This is a genomic window from Dactylosporangium maewongense (assembly GCF_039531485.1).
GTDB classification, from domain to species: domain Bacteria; phylum Actinomycetota; class Actinomycetes; order Mycobacteriales; family Micromonosporaceae; genus Dactylosporangium; species Dactylosporangium maewongense.
The window spans coordinates 22,353-29,889 of record NZ_BAAAQD010000061.1 but is presented as its reverse complement, the minus strand read 5'-3'; the positions used below and the strand labels follow the sequence as shown (position 1 = coordinate 29,889).

At 70.0% G+C, this 7,537-nt stretch carries 5 protein-coding genes; 2 read left to right on the top strand and 3 right to left on the bottom strand.

What is annotated here, in order from left to right; genetic code table 11:
• Together ABD332_RS58745 and ABD332_RS58740 are read left to right on the top strand one after the other, a co-directional pair.
• Window positions 1-584 (top strand): transposase (locus ABD332_RS58745; RefSeq protein ID WP_344515683.1); only part of this gene is annotated, 584 nt, incomplete at its 5' end.
• Window positions 585-679: 95 nt separating this feature from the next.
• Window positions 680-1,750 (top strand): IS110 family RNA-guided transposase, encoded by a 1,071-nt coding sequence (locus ABD332_RS58740; RefSeq protein WP_344515681.1) that lies wholly within the window; start codon window positions 680-682, stop codon window positions 1,748-1,750.
• A gap of 245 nt (window positions 1,751-1,995) precedes the next feature.
• On the opposite strand, the gene ABD332_RS58735 is transcribed toward ABD332_RS58740, so the two are convergent.
• From ABD332_RS58735 to ABD332_RS60395, 3 genes are all read right to left on the bottom strand, one after another.
• The gene (locus ABD332_RS58735; protein ID WP_344515679.1) at window positions 1,996-5,373 is read right to left on the bottom strand and encodes a pyruvate carboxylase; all 3,378 of its coding nucleotides are present in this window, start codon (window positions 5,371-5,373) and stop codon (window positions 1,996-1,998) included.
• A 542-nt stretch (window positions 5,374-5,915) separates the two neighbouring features.
• Window positions 5,916-6,056: a hypothetical protein gene (locus ABD332_RS58730; RefSeq protein WP_344515677.1), complete on the bottom strand. Its 141-nt coding sequence runs from the start codon at window positions 6,054-6,056 to the stop codon at window positions 5,916-5,918.
• An 815-nt stretch (window positions 6,057-6,871) separates the two neighbouring features.
• The gene (locus ABD332_RS60395; RefSeq protein ID WP_425552468.1) at window positions 6,872-7,075 is read right to left on the bottom strand and encodes a hypothetical protein; all 204 of its coding nucleotides are present in this window, start codon (window positions 7,073-7,075) and stop codon (window positions 6,872-6,874) included.
• Window positions 7,076-7,537: the final 462 nt, after the last annotated feature.

Sequence of the window (7,537 nt, the reverse complement as noted above, 5' to 3'; positions counted from 1 at the left end):
GGGTCGCGCGGCGGCTGAGCGCCTGGATCTGTTTCGCCGACGAGTGCGGTCAGACGTTGCGGGCGAGGAAGGCCACGACCTGGGCACCGCGCGGGGGCACGCCGGTGGTGTCGGTGACCGCCGCCGGCAACGTCCGGGTCTCGGTGGCGGGTCTGGTCTGCTACCGGCCCGGTGACCGCTCGCGGCTGATCTACCGCACCATGCTGCACCTGGGCCGCAAAGGTGAACCGAAAGGCTTCCGGGAGAACGACTTCGCCCGGATGCTCGACGCCGCTCACCAGCAGCTTCACGGACCGATCATCCTGATCTGGGACGGTCTCAACACCCACAGGTCCGCCCGGATGCGCACGCTGATCGCCGCCCGGCCATGGCTGCACGCCTACCGGCTACCGGGCTACGCCCCCGAGCTCAACCCGACCGAGAAGGTCTGGTCGGCACTGAAACGCAGCCTGGCCAACCTCGCCACCCGGACCGCCACCGCCCTGGAACACACCGTCAAGAACCGCCTCAAACGCATGCAATACCGCCACGGCCTCTTCGACAGCTACCTCACCGCCACCGGCCTATCCCCACCCAAACCCTGACCCCGAAAGGTCTCTAGAGGCCCCATCTCTGTCTTGTCCGCGTTGCCCGGCTGGTGCGTGCCGCCCTGCCCCCAGTCACGAACGACAGGACGACGATGCCCTCCATTACACCTGATACCGCCGCGTTCGACGTCGCCGGTGGCGTCGACACCCACCTGGACACCCATACCGCCGCGGTGATCGATCCGGTCGGCCGGGTGCTGGGCACCGAGCAGTTCCCCGCCACGGCGGCCGGATACACGGCCCTGCTGGCCTGGATGCGCGGGTTCGGCCGGCTGGGCCGGGTCGGCGTCGAGGGCACCGGCGCCTACGGGGCCGGACTGGCCCGCCGGCTACGCGGCGAACAGGTCGAGGTGATCGAGGTCAACCGGCCCAACCGCAAGACCCGCCGGTTCCAGGGCAAGTCCGACCCGATCGACGCCATCGCCGCGGCCAAGGCCGCCCTGGCCGGCGACCGCACCGGCATCCCCAAACACCGCGACGGCCGCGTCGAAGCCCTGCGCAACCTGCGAATCGCCCGCCGCAGCGCCGTCGAGCAGCGCGCCGACACCCAACGCCAGATCAAGACCCTGATCGTCACCGCCCCCGACGAACTGCGCGCCCAGCTGGGCGGCCTGACCGTCAAACAGCTGATCATCGTCTGCGCGGGCCTGCAGCCCGACCGGGCCGACGCCGCATCGCCAGGCACCGCCGTCGCGATCGCCCTGTGCTCCCTGGCCCGCCGCCACCAGCAGCTATCCACCGAGATCGCCGACCTCAACGAAGTCCTCGAGCCCTTGGTGGCCACGATCAACCCCGGCCTGCTCGCCGCCAACGGCGTCGGCGCTGACGTGGCCGGCCAACTACTGGTCACCGCCGGCGACAACCACGACCGGCTCACCGGCGAAGCCGGGTTCGCCATGCTCTGCGGCGTCGCCCCGATCCCAGCCTCCTCCGGCAGGACCACCCGACACCGGCTCAACCGCAGCGGCGACCGGCAGGCCAACGCAGCCCTCTACCGCGTCGTGCTCTGCCGCCTGCGCTGGGACCCCCGCACCCGCGAATACGTGCAACGCCGCACCAAGGAAGGCCTCTCCAAGAAAGAGATCATCCGCTGCCTCAAGCGCTACATCGCCCGCGAGCTCTACCAGCTCATCGCCTCAAACGACCCTCAACCCGCCTCTTGACATCCATAGGAGCATCGTGGCGAGCGTTCGCAGCGGTCTCACCCCGACGACGGCCGGCGGTCATCACGCCGATTGATCTTGGAAGGTCAAAAGCTTCAGAACGAACCTACACGGGGAAGGGTCTCGAAGTCCGGCTGCCCTACTACCCGGCCGGATCGAGCGGCTCTGTATTCATCGGAACGCTCTACGTTGGTTGCCCTCTCACCCGAACCGTACCCCTTCTCTGGTGGCCTGGTCGAGGGTTGCTAACCGATCTCCAGGATGAGGTCGCCGCCCTCGACCTGCTGGACCTTGCCGATCGCCACGCGGGTCACGGTACCGGCGCGCTGGGCGGTGATCGCGGCCTCCATCTTCATCGCCTCGATCGTGGCCACTGTTTGCCCGTCCGCCACCGTGTCGCCCGGGCCGACCTGCAGCGTGACCACGCCCGCGAACGGGGCTGCGAGGTGCGCAGGGTTGGTGCGCTCGGACTTTTCCGCGGCCTTGACGTCGGTCTGGATCGCCTTGTCGCGCACCGTCACCGGGCGCATCTGGCCGTTGAGCGTGGTCAGCACGGTGCGGTAGCCACGCTCGTCGGCCTCGCTGATGGCCTCCAGGTGCAGGAACAGCGTGACGCCCGGTTCGAGGGCCACGGCGTGCTCGACCCCGGGCTCCAGGCCGTAGAAGAAGTCCTTGCTCGACAGCACGGAGGTATCGCCGTACGTTTCGCGGTGCGCCAGGTACTCTCGTGCCGGGCCGGGGAACAGCAGCCTGTTGAGCGTGGGCCGGCGGGCGTCGCGCAGCCCCTGCCGGTCCTCGTCGGTTAGCTCGGCCACGGACCGGGCCGCCGGGCGGCCCTGTAGCGCGCGGGTGCGGAACGGCTCGGGCCAGCCGCCGGGCGGGTCGCCGAGCTCGCCACGCAGGAAGCCGACGACCGAGTCGGGCACGTCGAACCCGCCCGGGTCGGCCTCGAAGCCCTCGGGCTTCACGCCCGCGCCGACGAGGTGCAGCGCGAGGTCGCCGACCACCTTGGAGGACGGGGTGACCTTCACTAGCCGGCCCAGCATCCGGTCGGCGGCCGCGTAGCAGTTCTCGATCAGCTCGAACCGGTCGCCGAGCCCGAGCGCGATCGCCTGCTGGCGCAGGTTGGACAGCTGCCCGCCAGGGATCTCGTGGTGGTACACCCGACCGGTGGGGGAGGCGAGCCCGGACTCGAACGGCGCGTAGACCTTGCGGACCGCCTCCCAGTACGGCTCCAGGTCGCAGACCGCCTGCAGCGACAGGCCGGTCGCCCGGTCGGTGTGGTCGGTCGCCGCGACGAGCGACGACAGCGCGGGCTGCGAGGTGGTTCCGGCCATCGACGCGACCGCCGCGTCGACCGCGTCCACCCCGGCGTCGACCGCCGCGACGAGCGTGGCCAGCTGACCTCCGGGGGTGTCGTGGGTGTGCAGGTGTACCGGAAGATCGAAACGCTCCCGCAAAGCCCGCACCAGCGCGCGGGCCGCCGGCGGGCGGAGCAGGCCGGCCATGTCCTTGATCGCGAGCATGTGCGCCCCCGCCTGCACGATCTGCTCGGCCAGGCGCAGGTAGTAGTCGAGGGTGTACAGTCGCTCGCCCGGATCCGACAAGTCGCCGGTGTAGCAGAGCGCGACCTCGGCGACCGAGGTCCCGGTCGCCCGCACGGCGTCGATGGCCGGGCGCATCTGGGCGACGTCGTTGAGGGCGTCGAAGATCCGGAAGATGTCCATCCCGGTCGCCGCCGCCTCCTGCACGAAGGCCGCGGTGACCTCGACCGGATACGGGGTGTACCCGACCGTGTTCCGCCCGCGCAGCAGCATCTGGGTGCACACGTTGGGCACGGCCTCGCGCAGCGCCGCCAGCCGCTCCCACGGGTCCTCGGCGAGGAAGCGCAGCGCCACGTCGTACGTCGCGCCGCCCCAGCACTCCAGCGACAGCAGCTGCGGCACGGTCCGGGCGACGTACGGCGCGACCGCCAGCAGGTCCCGGGTCCGCACGCGGGTCGCGAGCAGCGACTGGTGCGCGTCCCGGAACGTCGTGTCGCTGACCGCGACGGCGGCCTGCGCGCGCAGCCGCGCCGCGAAGCCCTCCGGCCCCAGCTCGCGCAGCAGCTGGCGGGAGCCGTCGGGGGCGGGCGCGCCGGTGTCGCACAGCGGGAGCTTGTCGACCGGCTCGACCACGTGCGGGCGGGCGCCGTTGGGCCGGTTCACCGCGGTCTCCGCCAGGTACGTGAGGATCCGCGTGCCGCGGTCCGCGGACGGGCGGGTGCGCAGCAGGTGCGGCCGCTCCTCGATGAACGCCGTCGTGATCCGGCCCTGCTGGAAGTCGGGGTCGTCCAGCACTGCGGCGAGGAACGGCAGGTTGGACGCCACCCCGCGGATACGGAACTCGGCGATCGCGCGCCGCGCCCGGCGTACCGCATTGGGGAAGTCGTGACCGGTGCAGGTGAGCTTGACGAGCAGCGAGTCGAAGTGTGCGCTCACCTCGGCGCCGGTGTGGATCGTGCCGCCGTCGAGCCGCACGCCCGGGCCGCCGGGGGAGCGGTACGCCGAGATCGTGCCCACGTCCGGGCGGAAGCCGTTGGCCGGGTCCTCGGTCGTGATCCGGCACTGCAGCGCCGCGCCGGAGATCTGCACCTCGTCCTGGGTGAGCCGCAGCTCCTCGAGCGACATCCCGGCCGCGATGCGCAGCTGCGCGATGACAAGGTCGCGCTCGGTGATCTGTTCGGTGACCGTGTGCTCGACCTGGATGCGCGGGTTCATCTCGATGAACACGTGGTTGCCACGCTGGTCGAGCAGGAACTCCACCGTGCCCGCGTTCACGTAGCCGATGGCCTTCGCGAACGCCACGGCGTCGGCGCACATCCGCTCCCGCAGCGCGGGATCCAGGTTGGGCGCGGGCGCGATCTCCACGACCTTCTGGTGGCGCCGCTGGACAGAGCAGTCGCGCTCGTACAGGTGCGAGACGTTGCCGCGTGCGTCGGCGAGGATCTGCACCTCGATGTGGCGCGGGCTGATCACCGCCTGCTCCAGGAACACCGTGCCGTCGCCGAACGCCGACCGCGCCTCCCGCGACGCCGCCTCGATCGCCTCCCGCAGCTCGCCGGGCTCGGTCACCCGCCGCATGCCGCGCCCGCCACCACCGGCGACCGCCTTGACGAACACCGGGAAGCCGATCGCCTCCGCGGCCCCGACCAGCGCGTCGACGTCATCGGATGGCTCGGAGGAGCGCAGCACCGGCACGCCGGCCTCGCGCGCCGCGGCGACCGCGCGGGACTTGTTGCCGGTCAGGTGCAGCACGCCGGGCGGCGGGCCGACGAACGTGATCCCGTGCCGCGCGCACGCCGCGGCCAGGTCCGGGTTCTCCGACAGGAAGCCGTACCCCGGGTACACCGCGTCCGCCCCGGCCCGGCGGGCGGCCTTGATGATCTCGTCGACGTCGAGATACGCGCGGACCGGGTGTCCGCGCTCGCCGATGAGGTACGATTCGTCGGCCTTCGCCCGGTGCAGCGAGTTGCGGTCCTCGTACGGGTACACCGCGACCGTGGAGATTCCCAGCTCATAGGCGGCGCGGAAGGCGCGGATTGCGATCTCTCCGCGGTTGGCCACCAGCATCTTCGTGAACATGCGGCGCGCGTGCTCCTTCTCTGGTGGTCGCGGTGGTCTCGATCTCGGATCTCGATTTCGGTCTCGGCGGGGCCGTCAAAGTGCAGAGCACAAGCAGTCTGCAGGAACACACGGACCGTCGTACAGGCCGCGCGGTGTGCGTGCGGACCAGATCACACGGCCGCCCGGTTCCGTCACGCTTAGTTGCCATCGGCTACCTTGCGTTACCGGTCAAATGTGGCCGCGGCGGTACCATCGTCCGTCAGGCCGTACCGCTCGATCGGGTCGGCCCGATGGACGGCGTTTCCCGGTGGTCGCCGGGATGCCGACTGTGTTCGTGGATGTCGTGTCCGCCGTCGGGACGATCTCTCACCAGGTCTTCGCTGGTAGTAGCTGGTTCTGACCCTGAACTGATGGCATCCGCGCCATCGTGACCATCGATCGATGTGGTCACCTGGTCGGACGATGGTGATCAGGTGTGCCAAGAGACGGCGGACCTCGCCGAGGGTGAGGGGGTGCTCAAGACTGCCTCCGGACCTTGCCTGCCATGGTCTGGGTGATGCTCATCCGCGGTCCTGATCCTGGTTCTCGTCGAAGCGCAGTCTCCGGGCGACGATGTCCGCGGCCACGTCGTTGAGAGATCGCTCTTGGGCATGGGCGTAGGCGCGGATCCGGACCAACGCGTCAGCGATCGCGACGCTCACCTGCACCATGACCGTCCCATGCGCCTGGACACCGCAGCGCGGTGCTCGATTGCCTCGTCCAGCCCATCTGGTCCGTCGGGTGTTGTCCTGGCGTGCTCCTGCCGTCGAGCAGGACGGTGACGGCATCGTCGGCGAAGGTGAGCGCCGCGCCGGGTTCGTGGGGCTGCCCGATGTGGGTTTCGCGGTCGCCGAGGCCGGCGTCGCGGCCGTAGAACCGGTAGCCGATGTCGATGCTGTCAGGGTCGACGGCGCCGGACGACGACTCGAGCGGACACCGGCAACTACTCCGCGGTCCTGGACCGGGGGTCAGCGAACCACGCCTTGGTGAACTGCTGCAGGGCGGGCAGGTCGAACACGGTGCAGGTGAGCCCCAGGCAACTACGTTGTCGGGGCGAACATCGCGGGCTTCTCAAGGTCGCCAACGCCATGCTCGACCTGGGGGTGGTCTGACGCGCGTCTTTGGCGAGAAGGGGGCCGCCTGGGCGGCCCCGCTCCGGGCGTGGGCTGACGGGCCAGCGACGGGGCCGGTGTCCGGATCAGTGGTCGGATCAGCGGTCGGAGGTGTCGAGCACGTCGAGGTTCGTCTCGATCGCGGTCGGCAACGCGCTGGCGCAGCCGATTCACTTCGCCTCCGACCACGCTGTCGGCGACGGAGTGTTCGCCTACGTCCGGTGGTGCCAGGCAGCGACTGGGGGAGGGCATCGCGGTGTGGGTCGGTCGGATGGACGTTGGTCTGGCTGATCCGCAGCACGTCCGTCCCGGCGCCGGGGACGCCGGCGGTGCTGGGCGTGGACGACTTCGCGCTGCGCCGTGGTCTACGGCACCGAAGACCACGGCGTGGATCGCCCGACGGGCACCGTGCGGGAGACTCGGCAGTCCGCGACCGGGTAGGCGTCGTTGTTGAGGTGTGGTCCACCAGCCTCTGGCAAGATGTTCCACCGCACAGCGTCGAAGCGGTCGGGCGCGCTGGAGGCGAAGAGTTGCGCGGTGCTCTGCACACGTTCTTGCAGGAAGTTCAGCGCGAAGGGTCCGCGCCACGCGGATGCGGTAGCGGGCTCAGGTGACGACTTCGGAGGTGAACCGCGCGGAGATCTTCTGCGGGTCTTGGCCGGACGCAGGTCGCGTTCGGCCTCGGTACTGGTGTCCGATCGCGGTGACCGCCCCGGCAGCAGCGACGTGATCGGTACCGGGTCGACAGGTCAAGCGCATCGACGGGCATCGTGTATTCGGGGTGGGGCTGCGGGTTTACGAGCGTGACCAATGGTGGTCTCACCTTGAGCTCCTCTGGTGCGGCGACAGGAACGTCCGCGGGCACTGTTTATGTTGCGGAGCTCGCGCCGTTCGATGACACGAAATCTCGTGAAATATGCCGTAAACCAAACCTGGAAGCTCGGCAACCTCTCTCCCGAGTCCATCACCTGCGAGGGAGGCTGCGATGACCGCACGGCAGATGATACGGCGCGCGGCCGATTACAAAGGCA